Genomic DNA, 19,955 nt, shown 5'->3' with positions numbered 1-19,955 from the left:
CGTATAAGCCTTAAGTTTTAAATAAAATATTTGACCTTCTATTAAAAATTGATAGTATCTAGACCACTTTAATTTAAAACTTCTATGTCTACGCATTGTTTAAATCCCTCCGGATATGTTATAATAAGTTAATAATAAGTTTTCTTTAATTGACCTTTTCAGACTGCCATCTGAACTGGTCTTTTTTATTCTTTTAATCATTTTTTCTGTTTCTCTTTTAGCTCTAATCTGTCCCTTTCTAGCATTTGCTTTTTTAGCTCTATCTCTCTTTGACACTTGTCCACCTCCTAATCATTTTCCCTATACATATCTATAGCTAAAAGTATTAAATAAAAAATTCCTAAAATAAAACCTAATGCTGGACTCCATGGACTTAATACAAAGCTATTCACTTTCTCTCCTCCTTTTCCAGCAAAACTTTTCCCACTTCTCATTTCTAAGCCTTTCATTTAAGTCAAATGCTTCTTGCAATCTTCTTTCTGCATCTTCTTTAGTCAACAAACTTGAAATTGGCTCTACTTCTAAAACTTCATTTAGCTCTTTTTCATAACCTGTCAATGCTCTATTTAATATGTCCAGCTCTTTCTTAGTTAGACTAATTGAAATCTTGTCCATCTATTTGGCCTCCTTTCTTAATTCATTTTGTAAATAATCCATATAATTCTTTTCATCCCTATAGATAATTGATTCCTCTTCTTTTATTGTTATCCACTCATCTAAAGCTTTCTTTCTGAATAGATATCTTGTACCATTTCTAAAGTGTTTTACTTCTCCATCTTTTGCAGCCTGTAGAAGTACCTCTCTGCCAACTCCTACATAATCTGCTGCTTCATCTGTAGTAAATGTAGTCCTTTTAACTTCGTTTGATGTATCTATAGACTTAACTACTTCTATAAGATCCATCATTGTTTTCTGTAAGCTTTCAATTGATTTTTCAAGTGACATTTTTAGACCTCCTTTTTACATTTGTCCCCCTTTGTCTAATGTGGTAAAATTTTCTTGAAAGGGGGTGAGTCTTATTAATTTCAGAGAATACTCCGAGCTTATAAACCAAATTGGTAAACAACTAGAAGAAACCCTTATTCCAATAACCATTGCACAAAATCAAATGGAACAAGCTTTTAAACCATTTATTAACTTCCAAGATAGAATGGCAGAAACATTGGTTCCCATTATAAATATTCAAAAAAACATCTCAAAAATGTTTGAACCTATATATTCAATTTTCGAAAAATATAACGATATGATACAAGTATTTAGTGATAATATTTTGAAATCTATTCAGGCTCAGCAAGATATTTTAATTGATATTATGGATATTGACCCTAAGTTAATGGTAAAAAGCGTCTCTGATGAAAGTTCAAAAGCCATTACCCAAATTTCTTCTGAAACTATTAATAAATTTGATTTTTATGACTATCCAGAAGAAATAAGCGAATCAAGAGAAACTGCTATTGAAATATCTAGACAAAAGTCTCAACTAACCTGGGAACAAATTATGACTATAATTACTTTTATAATTACAGTTATAATGTTTATACAAGCCCAAATGCCTAATAAACAACTAACAAATCTAGAGGATTCTGTACAACAATTAATTGAGATTGAAATTGAGGAACTAAACATTCTCAAGAAGCAACTCGACGAATAACTTCATCTAGTATGTTTATTAGTTTATTAAACCTTGTAGATAAAGTGATTATTGTAAGACTTATCAACATTAATGAAATCCATATGAATCGTATTGTTTTACGCTGTTCTTGAATTTGGCCTTCAAGAGCAGCTACTCTCTTTTCCAAGTCCATCTTTCTCGCCCCCTACATCACCTTTTCTAAATTTAATTGTTTATTCATTTCCTCTATTTCTCTTAAAAGCTTGCCTTGTGGCTGCCAGTTATCTAAGAATTCTATGCCTTTATCAAATTCTTTTTTTAAAGTATCCCTATAACTCCCTATCATGAAATAATCTTTGTAATCTCTCCAAATGCCACTAAATACCTTAGACCTTATACTTTTATCTTTATAAGCATGACTTTCTATACCGCCCAAACTTTCTAAAGCTTTTGACTTTGCTTTATTTTGTAACCTTCGTTGTTGCCCAAAATCTACTGTCATATTATCCTCTAGATAGTCCACTCTTTCATCTATTTGTTCCACAGTTCCAAGTAAAGCCCCAACTTGTTCATTTACTAATTTGATTGCCTGTAATGAATTATTTGTTCTTGCTAAGTAACTGCCTGTTTTTCTGATTGATGGTAATACTTCTGATGTAACCCAATCTGTAAATTTTTCTGCTTCTGGCTTTCTAGATTGAAAAATTACCTTGTATAAATTACTCTCATCAATAAAACTAGCTTTTTGTCTTCTTCCTAGGCTATCTATGACCTCATTAGTAATGACCCCATCCTTATTAAGTCTTGTTTTTACCTGTGAAACATTATTAAGTCCTAAAACCTTACAAACATCTCTTAAAACTACATACGGTTTATTATCTATTTCTTTTCCTCTTATTTTTCCAAACTCATCATTCTTGAAAATCTGTAGTTTGTTATCCATTGTCTTTTGTCCCCCTTTATTTTGTTTTTATGGTTTTATACGTTTGGTAACTTTATTGTTAAAAAAAATTTCACTTGGTTCTTTATTGAAAATTTCACATATTATTTTTATTTCATTTTCTGTGAATTCGTTAAAACCATTTTCTTTTCTATTGTAAGTAGTCTTACCTATACCAATCATATCAGCTAAATCACTTTGTTTGATTTCATGTTCAATTCTTAAAGCTTTTAGTTTTAAGTTAGGGTTCCTTAATCTCACTTTATTTCTTCACCTCCTGTTATCCATTCGGTAACACAATTATAATAAACATTTGGTAACTTGTCAACTGTTTATTATAATTTTATTTTAATTTTGGTAACCCATGTTTTAATTTTGGTAACTTCATATTATAATTAAGTAAAAAAGGGGTGTTATAATGGCAACTTTTTCTGAAAGAATGAAAGCTTTAAGAAAGGAAAAGGATATTACTTTAGAAGAGTTATCGGAAATCTTAGGAACAACTAAAGCAACTTTATCAAGATATGAAAATAATCTAAGAATACCAAACGTTGATTTCATTGACGAACTAGCTAATTTCTTCAACGTATCAACCGACTACCTACTTGGCAGAACAGATATAAAAAACCCATCTGATGAAATATCTAATGCAGTAGAAGACGATCCAGAATTAATAGAATTTTGGAATGAATTAAAAGAAAGAGAAGATTTACAACTACTATTTAAGCAAACAAAAAACCTATCTCCTAAAGACATTAAGCAGATAATTAGAATAATAAAAGCTATTGAAGATGAAGAAGATATGCTAGATCAATAACACGGTTCAAAGGGGGAGATTACAATGAATATAGATATCTTAGATAAATCTTTACTTAAATCGCTTATAGATGGAAGTATTTCTTTTCATGAAGTAATGAATGCATACAATATTAAAACTTCTATAGCATGTAATATTTCTTCTAATGTACTAGGATTTGTTTATGTTAGTAGAAGAGGAAATTATCATTTAATACTAAATGGTAACGTTAACTATGAGACTCAATGCAAAACTTTTATACATGAAATTAAACATATTACATATGACTTGCCTAGCATGGGGTATATTATTGGTTTGGACATGCAGCATACATATTTTGAGGGTGAAGCTGATAGGGTGGCAGAATGTATAGCAGGATATATTTATGGAAAATAAAGGAGGATGATTATGATAAGGTTACATACTGAACATACAGCAATAGAAAAACAATTAAATATGTACATGAGTTCATTAAATACGCAGCCTTTTCTATTTATTGGTAGTGGCTTCAGTAAGAGGTACTTAAACACGCCTTCCTGGGATGAGCTTCTTGAACATTTAGCTTTTCTTGTTAAGCCCCTAGAAGACAGTCCTAAGTTAGCTTATATGCAATATTATAACAAAGCTGAAGTAAATGCTAAAAATAAAGAGTCTAAAAATGAATTATTTTCATTAATAGCTTCCTATATTGAAAATGATTTTAAAAATACTTTTTACAACAAAAATGAATTTAGAAATAATCACTTTACTAAGCAAGAGATAGAAACCATTCTTGAAGAAAATATCAATCCTTTTAAATTTTATTTGTGTAAATATTTTGCTAATACTACTAATAACAAACTTTTGTTAAAAAATGAGATTAATGCTCTAATTGAAAATAAAATTAAAATAGCAGGAATAATTACCACTAATTATGATTTGCTACTAGAAAAAATATTTACAGATTTCACAGTCTATAAAGATCAATTAGAATTATTGGGTAGTATGTCTTACCAATTTTCAGAATTGTATAAAATACATGGGTGTTGCTCAAAGGTTGATAGCATAGTTTTCACTAACGAAGATTATAGAAAAGTAGCTCAAACAAACAAATATCTGGCAGCAAAACTATTAACAATATTTGTTGAATTTCCAATAATTTTTATTGGATATAGTCTAAATGATGAGAATATCAGAAATATTTTTCAGGATATATCAAGATGTTTGACTGCTGAACATAGAAAAAAGATACGAAATAAACTTTTCTTTATTAGTAAAGCTAAAGAAAATGAAGGTGAGTATATCGATATAAAAACCGAAAGATTTGGTTCCCACGATTTTAGTTTTATTAATATTACTTTGCATGATTATAGCAAACTATATAAATCATTTAATAAAATAATACCAAAATATAGAGTAGATTTAGCAAGAAAATTATTTAAAGAAGTAAGTGAAATTATAATCACAAATGAAAAAAACAATAAAATATTTGCTACAGCATTACAAGACCCAAATATCAAAGGCGACGAATTAGCTTGCTATATTGGTTCTTATCAAAAGTTAGGAATGATGAGAAAAGGATATTTAGGTATTAGCATGTCTGAGTTATATCGTGACATTATATTTGATGATTTATTAATTCTAGATACTCAAATTTTATTAAAAGAAGTTTTTCCTAAATTAAAATCAAATAATGCAAGGTCTTTTTTTCCAATATACAAGTATAAGTTTCATAAAAATGATCAAAATATTCAATTCTTAGAAAGTAAAAAAATAAAATTTATAAAACAGGATGTAAGAGAAGTTTATTCATCTTGGATGAAAAAAGAATTAGAACGTAAGCCGAATCTAAAACATTTTACATCCATATCTGATATAAAAAAAGCAACAAAAAATAATCAACAAAAAAATTTTACATATATTATATATTCTATTTACAACCTTGAACTTCCAGAAGTATCAGAATATATTACAGAAATTTTGGAAAATAATGACACCAATTTGAGCAAAATAGAAGGAAGTACTGAGTTTAAAAAACTAATTGCTGTTTATGACTATATGAAAAACAAATAAAAATAAGGCGAACTAGCCAAAGTCGTGACTTCTTAAAGAAGCGACTATTCAGCATCGTGCGCCTAATTATGTATACTTTTAATATATCATGCCAGAAATACTTTGTCAAACTGTATAGCGGAACTTACGATTAAACATTCTAATCTAAAACTACTGTAAAACTTAAGTAACTGGCATAATAAGGAGAGTGATAATATGGCCGGATCTATAGAAAAGCGTGGCAAGAATAAATATAGATTAACTGTATCTATAGGAAGCGGAAAAAATAGAAAAAGATACAGAAGGACTGTAGAATGTAAAACTAAATCTCAAGCAGAAAAAGAATTAGCCAAATTTGTAGCTGAAATAGAAGGTGATAATTTTATAGAGCCTTCTAAATTAACATTTAAATTATACGCTAATAAATGGCTAGATGATTATGCAAGGCCCAACCTAGCACCTAAAACCGTATATGAATATGAAAGATTGTTAGAACTACGAATATTGCCTTTCTTTGGCCACATGAAACTAAATAAAATTAAACCCATTCATATATTAGACTTCTACAAAGCACTACAAAGGGAAGGCACGCTTTCTAATAACTCAATAATGCATTACCATAGACTATTAAGAAAGATGTTTAATGACGCTGTTAAGTGGCAAATATTAAATGATAACCCTGTTGTGAGAGTGGATCCTCCAGCAACAACTAAACCAAAGGCTAAATATTATGACGAAGAGGATATTGATAAACTAATGAAAGCCTTAGAAGGAGAACCTACTAAATATGTATGTGCTATACTTGTAACTATGGCATCCGGGTTTAGATTAGGAGAATTAATGGGTTTGCAATGGAAGCATATTGATTTTAAAAATAACACTATAGAAATAGAACAATCAAACCAATACTTGCCAGGAGAAGGAACCTTTACGAAAGATCCCAAAAATGAAAATTCAAATAGAATAATATCAATACCAGAGCCAACTATGAGAATTTTAAAAATACATGAAACCAATGAAAAAGAGAAAATGCTTAAATGTGGGGAGTTATGGGAAGGAGGAGACTTCCAAAATAATTTTATATTCACCCAATGGAATGGAAAACCTATGCACCCTGGGACACCATCAAAATGGTTTTCTCAATTTATAGAGAGAAAAGGATTAAAGAAAATAACATTTCATCAATTAAGACATACATCAGCTACTATGTTAATACATGCAGGACTAAATATAAGGGCCCTATCTGCCAGGCTAGGACATTCAAATACCTCTACTACACTAAACATATATTCACATGCCTTAAAATCTGCTGATAAAGTAGCAGCAGAAAAAATGAAAGATATAATGTTTGGAAGTGAAAAAAAGTGAGAACGAAAACACAAAATAACTTAAAATGTCCCCAAAATGTCCCCAATATCACATTATGTAAACTAGTTTTAAGTAAAATAAAAACCCTGCAACCATTAAGATTGCAAGGCTTCAACATGGCACACCCTGAGGGACTCGAACCCCCAACCGACTGATTCGAAGTCAGCTACTCTATCCAATTGAGCTAAGGGTGCATACTTTCTACTCTCTTATTATAAATATAAATAGATATATAGTCAAATTCAATTTATTTAATCTCTATAGCCTTGAAAGGACAAATTGCCACACAGGTCTTACATTTTATACATCTTGTTTCATCTATTCGAGGAATATCCATCATTTCTATTATACCAATCGGACATACTTCAACACATTTTTCACAACTTTTACATCTATCATAATTTATTTTGATTAACATGCAATCATCTCCATATAAAATAATAATATAATTATATTATATATTATTTTAAAATTAAATAAAATATAAAAATCCTAGATTATCAAAGATAATCTAGGATTTTTCCCCTTTAGTCAAATTAGTCTACAATGATATAGGAACAGGCTTTATTTACTTTATACTACCTATAATAATTAATTGCATCAAGGGCTTGGACTAACCCTGAGCCGTAATGATTTGTATTTCCCAATCCTCTAGCAGTTCTAACTAAACTTTCACGAACCTGAACATTACTTAATTTTGGATTTGCTCCCCAGACTAATGCAGCAGAACCAACTACATGTGGACAAGCCATTGAAGTTCCACTCATAGTTGTATATCTATTGCTTGGATAAGTGCTATAAACATCTACTCCTGGAGCCGATATTTCAATATCCGGTCCATGGGCTGAAAAAGAACCACGTTTATTACTAGAATCTGTTGCTGCCACTGCCACAACTGAAGAATATCTTGCAGGATAATCTACCGTATCTCCAATTCCTGCTGCATTACCGCTATTACCTGCAGCTGCTACTACTAGAAGACCTGAATCATATGCAAGGTCACACCAATCTTTTAATATTGATGAATGAGTAGAAGTTCCTAAACTCATATTTAGAATATCCATATTGTTTTTTATAGACCATTCTATACCTTTAGCAATTCCAGAAAGAGAACCTGAGCCATAACTATTCAATACTTTTACTGCGTATAACTCCACATTATATGCTACACCTTTGACACCTATTGAATTATCAAGAGCAGCTATTGTACCTGCAACATGGGTACCATGTCCATTTCCATCGCTATAAGGACTATCATTAAATACTGAATATCCACCTCTAACATTTAAATCATTATGTCTACTATCAATTCCTGAATCAAGTACTGCAACTTTAACACCTTTTCCAGTATAATTGTATCTATGAGCATCTATAGCTTGAACTCTACTTATTCCCCATGGTATTGTTTGGGCTGAGGCTTTAAACTCAATATTAGGTTCAATATTTTTTATATTAGAGTCTTTTTTAAGAGCTTCTACTTGTTTCTCATCTAGTTTTAAACAATAAATTGGAAGTAAATCGTAGGTTTCTAAAATATCTTTTTCTTGTATATTTATAGAATTTAAAATACTTTTTTCTTTGGCTACAATACTAGCTTTAGGTAGATTTTCTATGCCTGGAATATCAAACTGTACTAAATATTCTTCTTTTGCTAAACTTATGTCTTCTAAGGCTGCCTCTCCTTGAAATCCAATAGTTCCTAAACATATTAACAAACTTAACAGTATTGATAAAGCTTTTTTCATTTTAATTCCCCCTAATAATATATATTCTAAATTTTCTATTAATTTAGGATATTGTAATTGTAGATCTCTATTCCTTTTTATGCCTGTTCCTTATTTGGGGATAAAATAATTATGAAAAATATATACTGTTATTATTATAATAACACAAAAAATGGAATTGTAAATAGCTTTTTCCATTATTTGTGTTGTTTGAATAAAAAAGTTTTTATAACTATATAGTTATAAAAACTTTTTTATCATGATATTACTTATTTGCACCCTATTTAAAAATCGAATAGGGAATACACTATTTCCTAAACCACTATCTATATATAATATGGAATTTTCCAGTTCAAACAACCCTTTGTCATATTTAGGAAAATATCCTTGACCTGGAGCTATTACTGCTCCTATTATTGGTAATCTTACTTGACCACCATGGGTATGACCAGAAAGTATTAAATCTTCTTTTCCATTTAAATATCTTAAAGGCCTATTTGGAGAATGGGAAAGAATTATATTATAATCTTTCTCATCTATTCCTTTTATAGCTTTATTATAATCTTTCTCATCTATAAAAAAATTAAGTCCAATAATATTTATTTTATTATTAGCTATTTGGCACTTTATATTTTCATCGTCTAATACAATAACTCCTATGTTTTTTAATTCTCCTACAAATTCTTCTCCTTTAGTATTTCTAAGCTCATGATTTCCCCATACAAAATATATTTTTTCTGTAATATCCATTAAATCTTTTACGATATTCAATGAATAACTAAAATCTTTTGTTTTAGCATCTATTATATCGCCTGTTAAAAAGATTACATCTGGGTCTATATTCTTTATTTCTTCAATTAATCTATTCTTATTTATAAGTTTATTATTATGAAAATCTGTTATTTGGACTATATTTAAATCATTAGATATTTCATCATTATTTAATATTACTTTATTAATTTTAAAATATTTAATTTGAATAGATATATATATTAAAAATATTGCTATAATGGTTAACAAGATATATGTCTTTGTACTCATCCCATAATTTTCCTCCTGGTTTTTTATAAATAAAAAAATTGGCTTTCGCCAATTTTATCTGGTGCGGGAGAGAGGACTTGAACCCCCACGTCAATGACACTAGATCCTAAGTCTAGCGCGTCTGCCAGTTCCGCCACTCCCGCAAGTGGTGACCCATCGGCGACTCGAACGCCGGACTCCCTGATTAAAAGTCAGGTGCTCTGCCAACTGAGCTAATGGGTCAAAATGGGGTGGATAGTGGGATTCGAACCCACGACCTCCAGAGCCACAATCTGGCGCCCTAACCAACTAGGCCATACCCACCATAGTATTTAATTTGTTCATCCTGGTGCACCTAGGAGGATTCGAACCCCCGGCACACGGATTAGAAGTCCGTTGCTCTATCCAACTGAGCTATAGGTGCGTTATACTTTTTTGGAGCGGGTGAAGGGAATCGAACCCTCGTAGCTGGCTTGGGAAGCCAGTGCTCTACCACTGAGCTACACCCGCAATACAGTTAAAATTGCGATAGCCCTAAATATAAGTGGCGTATAAAAGTTATACCACTAAGCGATTCACACCAAATCATAGATTTTGGTTCTCTGCTTATACCACTGAGCTACACCCGCGATTACTTCCCAAGCTTTCGTCACGCTTTCTTGCTGACAATTTAAAATTATAGCAGATGCTAGCACGATTGTCAATAGAATTTTTATTTTATTTTAATTATTTTTCTTTCTATTTGTTTTCCTACATCTAAAAAGCCAAAAGTCTTGCCTTCTGTTCCCTTAGGAAATGAGGTACTTCCAGGATTCACAAACAAAATACCTTTCTCTTCAAAAATTAATGGAATATGTGTATGTCCAAATAAAACTACATCTGCTTTTTCTTCTCTAGCCTTATAAAATAAATTTAATATATCTATTTTAACATGATATCTATGACCATGTGTAATAAATATTCTTTTTCCATTTAAATTTAAAATTTCTTCTTCTTTTGTTTTTCTTTTATCTAAAAAATCACAATTTCCCTTTACTACAATTGTATCTATTCCCATTCTTTTTTCTATTTCATAACCATCTTCTGAATAGTCTCCTAAATGTATAATAAGATCTGGTCTATCTAATTTTTTTGCAAAACTTATAAATTCATCAATATTTCCATGGGTATCACTTACGACAAAAATTTTCACATCAATCATCCCCTGCTAACTTTTCCAATTCTTTTTTTAGTTTTTCTAGTGCTTTAGCTCTATGGCTTATCTTATTTTTTACTTCTTCACCTAACTGAGCAAAAGTTTTTCCATAGCCATCTACTATAAATAACGGATCATATCCAAATCCTTCACTACCTTTAACTTCAAAGCCAATTCTTCCTCTGCATTCTCCATAGACAGTTTTTATTTTTTTATCTTCTGTAACTATAGCAATGACAGTTTGAAATTTAGCAGTTCTTTCTTCTGATGGTGTACCTTCTAACTCCTTTAATAACTTTCTATTATTATCTTCATAAGAAACATCTTCTCCTGCATACCTAGAAGAATATACTCCTGGAGCACCATTTAATTTATCTACAAATAATCCCGTATCATCAGCTATGACTATCCCATCTATCCTTTCTGAAATTGCCATAGCTTTTTTTATTGCATTTTCTTCTAAAGTATCTCCGTCTTCTTCTACTTCTAAATCTCCAAGACCTACTTCCTTCTTTGAATATATAGAAAAAGGTAAATCTTTTAAAATGTCTTTTATTTCTTCTATCTTATCAATATTTCCTGTAGATAATATTATTTTCTTATTTTTCATTTTTATTTTCACCTTCTACTTTTTCAGTTTTTCCAATCAATTCAGCAATTTCTCCCAAAGCTTCTTTTTGCTTTATAATAATTTCTTCATTTCCCTTTTTAGCTAAACTTAAAAGGGTATCCAACTCATCTATTGAAAAAGTACTTTCTTCTCCTGTACCTTGTATTTCTACAAATTCATTCCTATCGGTCATAACTATATTCATATCTACTTGAGCTCTATAATCTTCTTCATAACATAAATCTAAAATAGGTTCTCCTTCTAATATACCCACACTTACTGCAGATATAAAACCTGAAATTGGAATATGTGGTATTTGACCTTCTATGTATAATTTATTTAATGCGTCTACTAAAGCTACAAAAGCTCCTGCAATGGAAGCAGTCCTTGTACCTCCATCTGCTTGTATAACATCGCAGTCCAGCCATATAGTCCTTTCACCAATAGCCTTTAAATCTACTACTGCTCTAAGGGACCTTCCAATAAGTCTTTGGATTTCTTGAGATCTTCCTTCTATTCTTCCCTTAGCTGAATCTCTTATCTTCCTCTTTATAGTTGAACCAGGCAACATAGAATACTCAGCTGTTATCCAGCCTGTATCAGTTCCTTTTAAAAATGGTGGTACCCTATCTTCTACCATAGCCGTACATATCACCTTAGTTTCTCCCATTTCCATAAGTACAGAACCCTGTGGATGTTTTAAAAAATTTCTAGTGATTTTTACATTCCTCAATTCATTATATTTTCTTTTGTCTATTCTCTTCATTTAATCCATCTCCTATATCTAATCTTAAACTTAATGATAACAAAAAAAGTTTTACTTTTCCATAAGTAAAACTATAACAATATTAATATTCACATTTTTATTTTTTATTATTAATAAATAAGCTGCCTTAAGGCAGCTTTAATACTCATTTGCAAATGTAGGTATTGATTCATCATATTCGAAATCCATTCCAGCCTCTTCTAAGGTTTTTCCATCTATTAATAATTCTACTTTTCCTATCTCATCAAATTGGCTTAAAGTAAGACCTACACTTTTATATACTTCTTCTAATACATCTTTTTTATTTTCTTCTTTTAACGAATCAAAGGATAAATCTACATAGGCTATTCCATCTTTTACCTCTACCCCTTGTAATTCAGCTACTTCATATACATTTGAAGAAAGTCCTGTGTTCTCAGGAGGTCCTTGGAATAATTCTTCCAGTGCTGTGAATACATTAGGCATAGGTGCAAGTGTAGGAACTGTAACTGGTACAAAATATTCATATTCTTCATTATCCTCACCTTTAAAATAAACCAATACCTTAGACCTAGCCCCTTCCAAGTTCTTTACAAGATTAATATCTTCTCTTCTCAGACTATCTTCCACTTGAGTTCCATACTTCATTGTAGAGACAGCCTCTCCTTCTACAAGTATCTGTACCTCTCTAATTGTTGGAAATTCAGTTAAAGTATATACTACACTCTTAATTAGATTGCTCTCATCTTTTTCAGATTCATAGTTTAAAAATTCATTATTAAAATCCACCTTACAAACTCCTGTATCTTCATCTATAGTCATTCCTCTTATTTCTGTACCTGCTGGAATTATAGGTTCAAGTCCTGTAGAATTTAAATCTTCTCTTAATGTGGGGGTATCTATCATATTTTTTAAAGCTATTTTGGCAATTCCTTCTTCCCAAGGTAATTTTCTCATTACTGGAACTAAGAATCCTTCACTATTTTTAAAATACATGACAGTATTCCTTAATCCATCTTCTTCAGTTATATCTAACTTCTCTTCATCGCTTCTTATTATTTCCACATTATCATCTTTTTTAGAAAATAGTTTTTTAAAAGCATCTTTTCCTTTACATCCACCCACATTTATACTAATAGATAATATAAGTACTATAAGTAAAAACTTTTTAAATTTCATCCTCTACTCTACCCCCCTCTTTCTACTCCTAATACATTATATTAAGGGATAGAGAATACTATGATTATTTCTTTTTAACCGATGTAAAATATCCGCCACTAATAGGTTTTGTAGTATTCACTGTAATAAAAGCGCTATTATCATTTTCCTCTAATATATTTCTTAAAACTTCCAAATCTTTCCTATTTAATGTAATATTTAAAACTTCTCTACTACCTTCTCTTCCATATCCTTGCAATACTGTAACTCCAAATCCTTTCTCTCTCAATATATTTATTAACTCCTGGTTTTCACTACCTTTTAATATTACCTGAGCAGTTAAATTTCCTAAAGCTATTTTCTCTTCTACAAATATTCCTATATAATTTCCACAAGCAAATCCCAATGCATATGCAAGTAGATTACCTATATCATTTAAACCACTAACAACTTTACCCAATGCCGTTACATATATAATAACTTCAAAAAAGCCTATAATAGCTGCTTGTCTTCTCCTTCCCTGAACCACCATCAAAGTTCTCATTGTAGCCAATGAAACATCTGATATCCTAGCAATAAATATAAGTAAATACCCTAAAACTTGATTCATCTTTATCACCCCTAGTTTTCTATATATAAATAAGCGTAAATAAGCGGAGAATCAATCCCCGCTTATTTATAATTATATAGTATTTTTTCCTATTATATATCAGTATATCATCTATTTCAACAGATTATCCATGACATATTCTATTAATATATCAAAGTTAATCTATTATATTCTCTTTACATAAATAACCTTTTTCCAATATTTATTTTGTACTTCTAGAAAGTGCTGTATATAGTTCATCGCTTGAAGGTGGTTCTATCTCTTCTAAACTTTCACCTTTTTCCATATAAATTCCATTGTCTATTATTTCTCCTATAACAGTCACTTCTATTCCCTCTTCTCCTAATCTTTTTTCTATAATATCTATTTTTTCATCCTCTGCAACTATTAGCATACTTCCACTAGATATAAGTCTATATGGATTTATGTCTAGTATCTTAGATATGGCATTTGTTGATGCCTTAATTGGTATAGATTCTTCATATATTTTAATACCTTTTCCAATTACCTTCCCTGCTTCCCATACTGCTCCTAGTACACCTCCTTCCGTAATGTCATGCATATATTTAACTCCTATATTGCCACAAATAGTTCCTTCCTTTACTACACTAATTTTTTCTCCAAGGCCTATAGCTTCATTTAATAACTCTTTTGGCATCTTTCCACTAATACTATCTTTAAGCTCTTTTGCTATTATAGATGTTCCTTCAATACCTGTCCATTTTGTCATAAGTACCTTGTTCCCAATTTCTGTGGTTTTAGGATCTATAAGCTCTTCTTTCGGAAGTTTGCCTACTACGGTAGTTGAAATAACTGTTCTATTTACAGCATCCGTTATTTCTGTATGGCCTCCCATTATTTCTACATTTAACTCAGAAGCAGCTATTCCAGCTTCCTTCATAATATCATTTATATCATCTTCAGTAGTATTTGGCGGAGCCATAATAGTCATAAGTACACCTATAGGCTCTGCTCCACTACTTGCCACATCATTACAAGATATATGTATTGCCAAATACCCTATATCCTTAGCTGTTCCCGTTATAGGGTCTGTAGAAAGGACGCATACATCCTTACCAAAATCCATTATAGCATTGTCCTCCCCTACAGCTGACCTTACAAGAACCTCTTCTCTTTTGTTTTTTATATTATCAAATACTATTTTTTCAAGTACGTCATTTGGTAGTTTCCCTATTTCCATCCTTATCTGTCCCCCTTAAATATTGATTTCCACTCATCTATAGTAAGCATCTTGTGATCAGATACTATATATAATGGTATTATATCTTTAGGCTCTATGGAATGGAATATTAAAACTTCTTCATCATAATCTTCCCTTTTATCCATCCTCTTAGAGAGATTATTCACAAAGCTTAAAGATGTTTCCCAATATTTTCTTCCTTGTTTAACCCCTATATTTTCAATATATTGTTTTGCAAATTTAAAATCTTTTATATCCTTTAAAACTAATGGTTCATACAAAGAATTAGCTAGGTTTTCATTTGCTATCCAACATTTATTTATATCGACTTTTAATCCCAATACTACACTATGAGAATGAAAATAATGTTCTCTTTTGAAATTCATACTAGCAAATATAGCTTTCTGTCTAATAACCCAATCAGGAATATAATCTGGCTTTAGCAAATCAAAAAACTTATGGAACTCTATATATCTATCTCTATAAGTTGATTTGTGATCATATGTTATTCCTTCTTCAAGTATATCCTTTAAATCGTTAATATTAGCTATATGATAAACTAATCCAGTAAAATTATAATCTTTAAAAAGCAAATTCAGTCTCCTTTCCTAATCTTCATTATACATTAATATATATTTTACCAGATTTTTAGCCTTTTTACACATCATAATTTTAAATTTAATGGACAAAATATATGTATAAATTAATTTAGGAGGTATTCTACCTTTGATTATTAATTGTTCAGAGAATTGTATATATGAAAAGGAAGGAATATGTAATTTAAAACATGTAACTTATTCATCTGGAACTCCAGCAAAAGATTGTCCCTATTTTAAGAAAAAACAAAAACCTAAAAACAGGGATTAGAAAAATCTAACCCCTGTTTTTTATACTAAATATTTTATTCATGTTCTATTATATATGTCCATTTATAATCTGTATCTGCTCCTACTGGGAATCTAGCTATACCTTTTACATATGGTTTTTCAAGGAAGTTTCTTGCATCATAGAATATAGGCATTATAGGTAATTCTTCCGCTAAAATCTTTTCTGCTTCAATCATTGCATCTATTCTTTCATCACTTTCACCTTCAATAGCTGTCTTAATAGCTGCATCGTATTTCTCATTGCTCCAGCCTGTATCATTATTTCCTCCATCTGTTACCCATAGGTCCATAAATGTCAATGGGTCATTGTAGTCTCCACCCCAACCTGCAAAAGTTGTAGTGTAGTCCTTACGATTATATCTATCAATACGAATCTTAAATGCAACAGTTTCAATTTCAACTTCTATACCTAAATTTTGTTTCCACATATTTTGAATAGCTGCAGCTTGTTTCTTAGCTACATCTGATTCACCAGTTAGGAAGGTTAAATGTCCTTCTAATTCTTCTTTAGTAATTCCTAACTCTTCCAATCCTTTTTCTAGATATTCTTTAGCTTTTTCTGGATCATATTTCGGCAATACATCTCCACGGTTTTCAGCAAATTCTTTACCATCTTTTCCTGGCAATAATGTAGGAGTTAATCCCTCAGCTACGATGGAACCATTTGCTAATACATTGTCAACAAAACTTTGTCTATCTATAGCTAAGGACAATGCATATCTTAGGTTTTGATTCTTTAAGTACTTATCTTCACAATTGTATTGGATATACCAAGTAGTAGCTATTGCTAAATTTTTAAATTCAGGAGAATCCTTATAGTTATCTAAGAATTCAGGTGCAACACCAGTTACATCTAATTCTCCAGTTTCATATAAGTTAATAGCAGTACTATTTTCTGTAATCATATCACCATGAATTTCTTCAAGTTTTACATTTTCAGCATCCCAATAGTTTTCATTTTTCTTTAGATTTAGTTTTTGCTCATGTTCCCATTCACTTATTACAAATGGTCCACTATATACCATTTTATCTGCTTCTGAAGCAAATGCATCTCCAAATTCTTCTAATGCAGCTTTTTGTACTGGTATAAATGTTGGGAAAGATGTTAGACTTAAGAAAAACGGTACATTTCTTTCAAGTTCTACTTGGAAAGTCTTCTCATCTACTGCCTTTATCCCTACTTCTTCTTTATCTGTAATTTCACCTTCAAAGAACTTACCTGCGTTCTTTATTCCAACAGTATCAGTTAATTGGTAAGAATATTCTGCTGCAACCTCTGGATCTATCGCTCTAAACCAAGAGTATTCAAAATCCTCTGCAGTTATTGGTGTTCCATCTGACCATTTTGCATCCCTTAAGTGGAATGTATAGATTACTCCACCATCTTCTGTTTCTTCTTCATCCCATTTTTCAGCCAATCCTGGTTGTACATTTCCATCTTTATCTAATCGTACAAGTCCTTCATAAGCAGCATTTATAATCCAAAATGAAACCTGGTCTGTAGTAGTTTGCGGATCTAAATCTGGTGGTTCTGAACCCCAATTCACCCTGAGTATTTGCTCTTCTGCTAACTTCTCCTCACCATCATCTTTAGTCTCTTCCTCTTGATTATCATCAGTTGCAGCTGGCTTAGGTTTGTCTTGCTTACCACAACCAGTTAGAGCTAAAGATAGCGTAAGTACTAATACCAATAATAATAATAGCCACTTTTGTTTTCTCATAAAGCTTTCCCCCTTATCATTATTTTTAAATATTAAAATAAAAATTAATTTTATGAAATAGTTTTTATTTTAATATTTTGATAACTTAATATATTTTTATTATTTAAATAATTCTATGTTTAATTATATATTCCTTTAATTTTCTAAAAATTAAAAATAAAACAATAATTATATTTAGACTTTTTTTTAAAAATAAATTACTTTATTGTAATTAATCGTTTATTTTATTTACATCTTGTTAATAAAAGTATAAATAAAATTTAATATATTGTCAAGATAAAGTAATTACTCAATATACTTTATGTTATAAACTTTCATTAAATGACTTTTTATTTAACTACATGACATGCTACAAAATGATTTTTACCTTTTTCCTTAAACTCAGGAGCAACTTCTCTACATATAGGTTGAACATATTTACATCTACCTTGGAACTTACATCCAGGTGGTGGATTAATAGGACTAGGTACATCACCTTCCAGTATTATTCTCTGTCTACTCTTTTCTATATCAGGATCTGGTATAGGTACTGCTGAAAGCAATGCCTGAGTATATGGATGAAGAGGCTGTTCATATAAATCATGGCTATCAGCAAGCTCTACCATAGCACCCAGATACATTACAGCTATCCTATCCGATATATGTTTTACCATACTTAGATCATGGGCAATGAATAAATAGGTCAAACCTAAATCATCCTGTAAATCTTCAAGTAAATTTACTACCTGTGCTTGAATAGATACATCCAAGGCAGATATAGGCTCATCACATACAATAAATCTAGGTTCAATAGCAAGTGCTCTTGCTATCCCTATACGTTGTCGTTGTCCTCCACTAAACTCATGGGGAAAACGGCTTGCATGTTCTCTACTAAGCCCAACTACTTCTAAAAGATCATATATCCTTTTTTGCCTTTCTTTACCTTCATAAAGCTCATGAATGTCTATACCTTCCCCTATAATATCTGTAATAGTCATTCTTGGGTTTAAAGAAGCATATGGATCTTGAAATATCATTTGAGCTTTTCTTGTAAAATGCTTTTTCTCTTTCTTATCTAGTTCCCCTACATTCATACCATCAAATATCACTTCTCCATCTGTAGCATCATAAAGTCCTACAATAGTCCTTCCAACAGTAGATTTACCGCAACCTGATTCTCCTACAAGTCCTAAAGTCTCTCCTTCCTTTATAGAAAAAGATATACCATCAACAGCTTTAACAACCTGACCTCTACCTATATCAAAATACTTTTTTAAATCTCTTGCAACTAATAATGTATTCTTATCTTCAGCCATATTAATTAGTCCCTCCTTCTGCTAGAGGATGTTTAACTTCTGGTGCCATTTCATGTTGCAACCAACAATGTACATGATGAGTATCTGTAATTCCAAATTTCTGTGGATATTTTTCTTTACATATTTTCATAGCATAATCACATCTTGCAGCAAATGGGCATCCTGCTGGTGGTGAAAATAAATCTGGTGGTGTTCCATAAATAGGAAGTAACCTTTCCTTGCGCTCTAAATCAAGCCTAGGTACAGATTTTAAAAGTCCCCAAGTATAAGGATGTTTAGGTTTATAAAATATTTCATTACTAGTACCACTTTCAACTATTACACCAGCATACATAACTGCTATCCTATCAGAAATCTTTGCAACTACACCTAAATCATGGGTAATAAGTATAATAGCTGTATCTAATTTAATTTGTAAATCCTTCATAAGCTCTATTATTTGAGCTTGAATAGTTACATCAAGGGCTGTTGTAGGCTCATCTGCTATTAAAAGTTTTGGATTACAAGCTAGTGCTATAGCTATCATAGCCCTTTGTCTCATCCCTCCACTAAATTCATGAGGATATTGTTCCGCTCTTTTTTCCGGTGTAGGAAGTCCTACTAATTTCAACATTTCAACTGCTCTTTTCTTAGCTTCCTCTTTAGACATTTTCTGATGTTTAATAAGACCTTCCATTATCTGTTTTCCTACTTTCATTGTAGGATTTAAAGAAGTCATAGGGTCTTGGAAAACCATACTTATTTCCTTTCCCCTAACAGATTCCATCTTTTTATCACTGTACTTTGCTAAATCATTACCATCAAAAATTATACTGCCCTTTTTAATCTTCCCTGGTGGCATAGGAATTAATTGCATTATAGTCTGAGCAGTTACTGATTTACCACATCCTGATTCACCAACTATGGCCAATGTTTCCCCTCTATTTACATGAAAATTAACGCCTCTAACAGCCTTAACTTCACCTGCATAAGTATCAAAAGACACATGTAGATCTTTTACCTCTAATAATAATTTATCTTTATTTAATTTTTCCACTCTTTT

The 19,955-nt window shown here is 30.9% G+C and carries 25 protein-coding genes and 6 tRNA genes; 6 read left to right on the top strand and 25 right to left on the bottom strand.

Features of this window, described 5'->3' with window-relative positions; translation table 11 throughout:
• Nucleotides 1-99: 99 nt before the first annotated feature.
• The 3 genes from FYJ27_RS11375 to FYJ27_RS11365 all read right to left on the bottom strand — a co-directional run bounded on the left by FYJ27_RS11375 (nt 100) and on the right by FYJ27_RS11365 (nt 945).
• Nucleotides 100-276, bottom strand: a complete 177-nt coding sequence (locus tag FYJ27_RS11375) for a hypothetical protein (protein ID WP_154484945.1) — start codon at nt 274-276, stop codon at nt 100-102.
• Nucleotides 277-384: 108 nt separating this feature from the next.
• The gene (locus tag FYJ27_RS11370) at nt 385-615 is read right to left on the bottom strand and encodes a hypothetical protein (RefSeq protein ID WP_154484944.1); all 231 of its coding nucleotides are present in this window, start codon (nt 613-615) and stop codon (nt 385-387) included.
• Nucleotides 616-945 (bottom strand): excisionase family DNA-binding protein, encoded by a 330-nt coding sequence (locus tag FYJ27_RS11365; protein ID WP_154484943.1) that lies wholly within the window; start codon nt 943-945, stop codon nt 616-618.
• A gap of 64 nt (nt 946-1,009) precedes the next feature.
• On the opposite strand from FYJ27_RS11365, the gene FYJ27_RS11360 reads away from it, so the two are divergent.
• On the top strand, nt 1,010-1,651 hold the full coding sequence (locus tag FYJ27_RS11360) for a hypothetical protein (protein WP_154484942.1): 642 nt from the start codon (nt 1,010-1,012) through the stop codon (nt 1,649-1,651).
• Here FYJ27_RS11360 and FYJ27_RS11355 read toward each other — a convergent pair.
• From FYJ27_RS11355 to FYJ27_RS11345, 3 genes are read right to left on the bottom strand one after another with little or no spacing between them, the layout of a single operon-like run.
• Nucleotides 1,629-1,805, bottom strand: coding sequence for a hypothetical protein (locus tag FYJ27_RS11355; RefSeq protein ID WP_154484941.1), 177 nt, complete (start codon nt 1,803-1,805; stop codon nt 1,629-1,631). The genes FYJ27_RS11360 and FYJ27_RS11355 overlap by 23 nt on opposite strands.
• 12 nt (nt 1,806-1,817) lie before the next feature.
• On the bottom strand, nt 1,818-2,555 hold the full coding sequence (locus FYJ27_RS11350; protein ID WP_154484940.1) for an ORF6C domain-containing protein: 738 nt from the start codon (nt 2,553-2,555) through the stop codon (nt 1,818-1,820).
• A 27-nt stretch (nt 2,556-2,582) separates the two neighbouring features.
• The gene (locus FYJ27_RS11345; protein ID WP_326831087.1) at nt 2,583-2,813 is read right to left on the bottom strand and encodes a helix-turn-helix transcriptional regulator; all 231 of its coding nucleotides are present in this window, start codon (nt 2,811-2,813) and stop codon (nt 2,583-2,585) included.
• A gap of 157 nt (nt 2,814-2,970) precedes the next feature.
• Between FYJ27_RS11345 and FYJ27_RS11340 the strand changes: the two genes are divergently transcribed.
• The 4 genes from FYJ27_RS11340 to FYJ27_RS11325 all read left to right on the top strand — a co-directional run bounded on the left by FYJ27_RS11340 (nt 2,971) and on the right by FYJ27_RS11325 (nt 6,747).
• Nucleotides 2,971-3,369, top strand: a complete 399-nt coding sequence (locus FYJ27_RS11340) for a helix-turn-helix domain-containing protein (RefSeq protein WP_154484939.1) — start codon at nt 2,971-2,973, stop codon at nt 3,367-3,369.
• A gap of 24 nt (nt 3,370-3,393) precedes the next feature.
• On the top strand, nt 3,394-3,744 hold the full coding sequence (locus FYJ27_RS11335; protein ID WP_154484938.1) for a hypothetical protein: 351 nt from the start codon (nt 3,394-3,396) through the stop codon (nt 3,742-3,744).
• Between the two features lie 12 nt (nt 3,745-3,756).
• On the top strand, nt 3,757-5,400 hold the full coding sequence (locus tag FYJ27_RS11330; RefSeq protein ID WP_195839127.1) for an SIR2 family protein: 1,644 nt from the start codon (nt 3,757-3,759) through the stop codon (nt 5,398-5,400).
• Nucleotides 5,401-5,595: 195 nt separating this feature from the next.
• Nucleotides 5,596-6,747 carry a tyrosine-type recombinase/integrase gene (locus tag FYJ27_RS11325; protein ID WP_154484936.1) on the top strand — a complete coding sequence of 384 codons (1,152 nt, stop codon included), beginning with the start codon at nt 5,596-5,598 and terminating at the stop codon, nt 6,745-6,747.
• A 117-nt stretch (nt 6,748-6,864) separates the two neighbouring features.
• Here FYJ27_RS11325 and FYJ27_RS11320 read toward each other — a convergent pair.
• The 16 genes from FYJ27_RS11320 to FYJ27_RS11245 all read right to left on the bottom strand — a co-directional run bounded on the left by FYJ27_RS11320 (nt 6,865) and on the right by FYJ27_RS11245 (nt 15,603).
• Nucleotides 6,865-6,941, bottom strand: a tRNA-Arg gene (locus tag FYJ27_RS11320).
• A gap of 53 nt (nt 6,942-6,994) precedes the next feature.
• Nucleotides 6,995-7,165 carry a 4Fe-4S binding protein gene (locus tag FYJ27_RS11315; protein WP_154484935.1) on the bottom strand — a complete coding sequence of 57 codons (171 nt, stop codon included), beginning with the start codon at nt 7,163-7,165 and terminating at the stop codon, nt 6,995-6,997.
• A 160-nt stretch (nt 7,166-7,325) separates the two neighbouring features.
• A complete protein-coding gene (locus FYJ27_RS11310) occupies nt 7,326-8,492 on the bottom strand; it encodes a S8 family peptidase (protein WP_154484934.1) in 1,167 nt (388 codons plus the stop codon).
• A gap of 219 nt (nt 8,493-8,711) precedes the next feature.
• Nucleotides 8,712-9,512: a metallophosphoesterase gene (locus tag FYJ27_RS11305; protein ID WP_154484933.1), complete on the bottom strand. Its 801-nt coding sequence runs from the start codon at nt 9,510-9,512 to the stop codon at nt 8,712-8,714.
• Nucleotides 9,513-9,571: 59 nt separating this feature from the next.
• Nucleotides 9,572-9,655, bottom strand: a tRNA-Leu gene (locus FYJ27_RS11300).
• 3 nt (nt 9,656-9,658) lie between these two features.
• Nucleotides 9,659-9,734, bottom strand: a tRNA-Lys gene (locus FYJ27_RS11295).
• 4 nt (nt 9,735-9,738) lie between these two features.
• A tRNA-His gene (locus FYJ27_RS11290) sits at nt 9,739-9,815 on the bottom strand.
• A gap of 23 nt (nt 9,816-9,838) precedes the next feature.
• Nucleotides 9,839-9,915 (bottom strand) — tRNA-Arg (locus FYJ27_RS11285).
• A 12-nt stretch (nt 9,916-9,927) separates the two neighbouring features.
• Nucleotides 9,928-10,001, bottom strand: a tRNA-Gly gene (locus tag FYJ27_RS11280).
• A 202-nt stretch (nt 10,002-10,203) separates the two neighbouring features.
• Nucleotides 10,204-10,683, bottom strand: a complete 480-nt coding sequence (locus tag FYJ27_RS11275; RefSeq protein WP_326831086.1) for a metallophosphoesterase — start codon at nt 10,681-10,683, stop codon at nt 10,204-10,206.
• 1 nt (nt 10,684) lies between these two features.
• Nucleotides 10,685-11,296, bottom strand: a complete 612-nt coding sequence (locus FYJ27_RS11270) for an XTP/dITP diphosphatase (RefSeq protein ID WP_154484931.1) — start codon at nt 11,294-11,296, stop codon at nt 10,685-10,687.
• Nucleotides 11,286-12,062 carry a ribonuclease PH gene (gene rph / locus FYJ27_RS11265; protein WP_154484930.1) on the bottom strand — a complete coding sequence of 259 codons (777 nt, stop codon included), beginning with the start codon at nt 12,060-12,062 and terminating at the stop codon, nt 11,286-11,288. The genes FYJ27_RS11270 and rph overlap by 11 nt, the downstream gene beginning before the upstream one ends.
• Before the next feature lie 138 nt (nt 12,063-12,200).
• The gene (locus FYJ27_RS11260; protein WP_154484929.1) at nt 12,201-13,220 is read right to left on the bottom strand and encodes a GerMN domain-containing protein; all 1,020 of its coding nucleotides are present in this window, start codon (nt 13,218-13,220) and stop codon (nt 12,201-12,203) included.
• A gap of 64 nt (nt 13,221-13,284) precedes the next feature.
• The gene (locus tag FYJ27_RS11255; protein WP_154484928.1) at nt 13,285-13,809 is read right to left on the bottom strand and encodes a DUF2179 domain-containing protein; all 525 of its coding nucleotides are present in this window, start codon (nt 13,807-13,809) and stop codon (nt 13,285-13,287) included.
• A gap of 202 nt (nt 13,810-14,011) precedes the next feature.
• On the bottom strand, nt 14,012-15,010 hold the full coding sequence (locus tag FYJ27_RS11250) for an AIR synthase family protein (RefSeq protein ID WP_154484927.1): 999 nt from the start codon (nt 15,008-15,010) through the stop codon (nt 14,012-14,014).
• A 2-nt stretch (nt 15,011-15,012) separates the two neighbouring features.
• Complete coding sequence (locus FYJ27_RS11245; RefSeq protein ID WP_154484926.1) at nt 15,013-15,603, bottom strand: hypothetical protein; 591 nt, start codon at nt 15,601-15,603, stop codon at nt 15,013-15,015.
• A gap of 133 nt (nt 15,604-15,736) precedes the next feature.
• Here FYJ27_RS11245 and FYJ27_RS11240 point away from each other — a divergent pair, with 133 nt between their 5' ends.
• Nucleotides 15,737-15,877, top strand: a complete 141-nt coding sequence (locus tag FYJ27_RS11240) for a hydroxymyristoyl-ACP dehydratase (protein WP_154484925.1) — start codon at nt 15,737-15,739, stop codon at nt 15,875-15,877.
• A 34-nt stretch (nt 15,878-15,911) separates the two neighbouring features.
• Here the strand turns inward: FYJ27_RS11240 and FYJ27_RS11235 are convergent, their stop codons facing one another.
• The 3 genes from FYJ27_RS11235 to FYJ27_RS11225 all read right to left on the bottom strand — a co-directional run bounded on the left by FYJ27_RS11235 (nt 15,912) and on the right by FYJ27_RS11225 (nt 19,949).
• Nucleotides 15,912-17,618, bottom strand: a complete 1,707-nt coding sequence (locus FYJ27_RS11235; protein ID WP_154484924.1) for a peptide ABC transporter substrate-binding protein — start codon at nt 17,616-17,618, stop codon at nt 15,912-15,914.
• A 329-nt stretch (nt 17,619-17,947) separates the two neighbouring features.
• Nucleotides 17,948-18,913 carry an ABC transporter ATP-binding protein gene (locus FYJ27_RS11230; RefSeq protein ID WP_154484923.1) on the bottom strand — a complete coding sequence of 322 codons (966 nt, stop codon included), beginning with the start codon at nt 18,911-18,913 and terminating at the stop codon, nt 17,948-17,950.
• 1 nt (nt 18,914) lies between these two features.
• Nucleotides 18,915-19,949 (bottom strand): ABC transporter ATP-binding protein, encoded by a 1,035-nt coding sequence (locus FYJ27_RS11225; protein ID WP_326831085.1) that lies wholly within the window; start codon nt 19,947-19,949, stop codon nt 18,915-18,917.
• Between the last annotated feature and the right edge of the window lie 6 nt (nt 19,950-19,955).

The organism is Anaerosalibacter bizertensis, from assembly GCF_009696605.1.
Taxonomy (GTDB): domain Bacteria; phylum Bacillota; class Clostridia; order Tissierellales; family Sporanaerobacteraceae; genus Anaerosalibacter; species Anaerosalibacter bizertensis.
The sequence above is the reverse complement of the archived record's forward strand: the minus strand, read 5'-3'. Positions and strand labels throughout refer to the sequence as shown.